The sequence below is a fragment of the Pontimicrobium sp. MEBiC06410 genome (assembly GCF_053601615.1).
Map to the genome: position 1 here is coordinate 1 of NZ_JBSHNT010000135.1, position 2,985 is coordinate 2,985.

Consider the following 2,985-nt stretch of genomic DNA (forward strand, 5'->3'; position numbering starts at 1 on the left):
ATGGACCACAGTTTTTTGTAGAAACAGATATTACAGATTTAGGAACAGCAACATCACTTACCGTATCAGACAATCAAGGAAACTCTCAAGTTGTAAACGCAACAGGAGTTGTTTCTTTTGGTCCTTATGCAAATAACACAGGTGTAGTAGTTACAGTAACAAATGATAACGATGGGAACTGCTTTATAGTAAGCGACTCCTTAACACAAGAAATTTGCTTAGACCAATATGTAGATTGTACAGTAGGGCCAACAGATTTTACATATTGCTATACATCAAACGATACTAATGTATTTACATTTACAAGTAATGATGGCACACCACTAACCATTGTATTCAACTCAGGACAAGTAGAAGATGGATGGGATGAGTTAGTTGTTACAGACGTGGCAACTGGAACAGATTTAAATGCAGCAACTCCTTATGGAAATGGTGGTGATGTAGGAGGATTACTTTATCAATCTACAGGAGATTCAATCTCTTTTACAGTAACGTCAGATGGATCTATAAGTTGTGATAATAACGGATTTACGCCTATAGATGTTTCTGTATCATGTGCAACATGTCTTTTTCATACAGTAGAATTTACTGCGGTAGACGATTGTGCAAGTGGAACAGATCAGTTCTTTATAGATGTTAATGTTACAGATTTAGGTAGTGCAACAACTTTAGATATTAACGATGGTACTACTACAGTAAGTACAACAGCTACTGGTGTAGTACAAATAGGACCATACCCAATAGGAACAGATGTTACAGTTGTAGTATCTAACCAAGATGACTCTAACTGTATTGTAACAAGTGATGTATTAAACATACCAGCATGTCCACCATCAAACGATGATTGTGAAAATGCAATTGTAGCTGTTGCAAATGCAGACAGTAACTGTACTAATGTTACTAATGGAACAATATATGGAGCAACACAATCTCCTCAAGGAAATGTGTGTTTTGGAACAGCAAATGATGATGTTTGGTTTTCATTTGAAGCTGTAGCAGAAGACCATGCAGTCTCATTACTTAACATAGCAGGTGATACTACTGCATTATCTTTTGGATTATATGAAGGAGCAGATTGTAATAACTTAACAAACATAGGTTGTCCTAATAACGGTCAAATAGTTGCTAATGGTTTAACAATAGGAGAAACATATTACGTACAAGTATTCTCTAATGGAAATACACCTTTCCAGAATACTACTTTCGATTTATGTATTATCTCATTACCACCTCCAATCATTACAAATACAGATCAATATACTGTTGAAGAATTAGTGGAAGATGTATTAATAGATTCTCCATGTTCTTTAGTCTCTAATATAACATTCTCTACAGGAACAAACTTTGGTTCTACTAATGGTATTGGTTACTTTGAACAAAACGGATCTGACTTTCCTTTCGAAAGTGGTGTGATATTAACAACAGGAGATGTTTTAAATGCGCCAGGACCAGAAACAGGAACTATTAGTGATGGAGCCTTTGCTTGGTTAGGGGATGCAGATTTAGAAAACGAAGTTGGTTTACCAGCAGGACAGACTAGAAATGCAACAATATTAGAGTTCGATTTTGTACCAGTAACACCACAAATGTCTTTCGACTTTATTTTTGCGGCAGAAGAATACGGAGGTTTCCAGTGTACATTCTCGGATGCTTTTGCATTCTTATTAACCGACGCAGCAGGAAATACAGTTAACTTAGCCGTAGTACCAGGAACAGCGACTCCTATCTCTGTACTTAATGTAAGAGACGAAGCATTTAATGGAGGTTGTGCTTCTGTTAACCCAGAGTTCTTTGATGCTTATTATGATGTTTTTGATTTTGGTGCAGGTATAGGCCAAAACCCATTAACAAGTCCAACTAATTTTAGAGGGCGTACAGTACCAATAACAGCAATGGCAACAGTAGTGCCTAACGATCAATACCATATTAAACTAGTAATAGCAGATGATCAAGATACATTATTTGATTCAGCGGTATTTTTAGCAGCAGGAAGTTTCGATATTGGTACTATAGATTTAGGAGATGACATCTTATTAACTAGTGGAAACGCTAACTGTTTAGGAGATGAAGTGCTTTTAGATATAGGTATCGATATTCCAAACAACTCTGTACTTACATGGTATTTTACAGACCCTGAAATTCCAGGAATCTTAGAACCAATACCAGGAGAAAATGGTCCTACACTTACAGTAGATGAAACAGGAATATATACAGCCGAAATATTAATAACAGGAACAAGCTGTTTCTTTATGGATGAAGTTTTAATAGAATTCTTCCCTAATCCAATAGTAGCTTTTGAAGAAGATTATGTTATTAAGTGTGCTAATGAAGATTATGACATTTCTATTAATGTAGAAAACTCAGACGAACTAGTAAACCCATTAACATATAACTTCTATATAGAAGGGAATTTAGTACAGTCGACATCAAGTAATACATATACTTTAACAGCAGAAGCCTTAGAGCAAGGAGATATTACAGCAACAGTTGTTGATGATGTAACGGGTTGTTTAGGAGAAGCAGCAATGTTTGTAGAGTTTTATGAAAATGCCAACTGTGTAGATCAGCCACAAGGATTGTCTCCTAACGGAGATGGTGTAAACGACTGTTTAATACTAGATCATTTAGAAGACCGCCGAGATATTACTAAAGCCCAGGTGTTTAACCGTTACGGTGTTAAAGTATGGGAATTAACAGGATATGTAGACCAATGGTGTGGTACAGATCAAGATGGAAACTTACTTCCAGTCGGAACTTATTACTATAACGTGTATTTAAAAGATGTTGAACAACCTCTTACTACTTTTATATACTTAAACTACTAAACAAACGAAAACAAAACCAATGAAAAAACTAATATATACCATTTTCATATTCTTGTTAGGCTATCAATTATATGCACAACAAGACCCGCAGTATACGCAGTATATGTATAATATGAATGTAATAAACCCTGCCTATGCAGGGTCTACAGAAACCGTATCT

The 2,985-nt window shown here is 35.6% G+C and carries 2 protein-coding genes; both read left to right on the forward strand.

Translation table 11 applies throughout. The features are described from left to right. The coding region (locus ACVC08_RS03460) for a choice-of-anchor L domain-containing protein (protein WP_452599225.1) at positions 1-2,825 on the forward strand (2,825 nt) is incomplete at its 5' end. 19 nt (positions 2,826-2,844) lie between these two features. Beyond that, a partial coding sequence (locus ACVC08_RS03465; RefSeq protein ID WP_452596600.1) for a type IX secretion system membrane protein PorP/SprF occupies positions 2,845-2,985 on the forward strand: 141 nt, incomplete at its 3' end.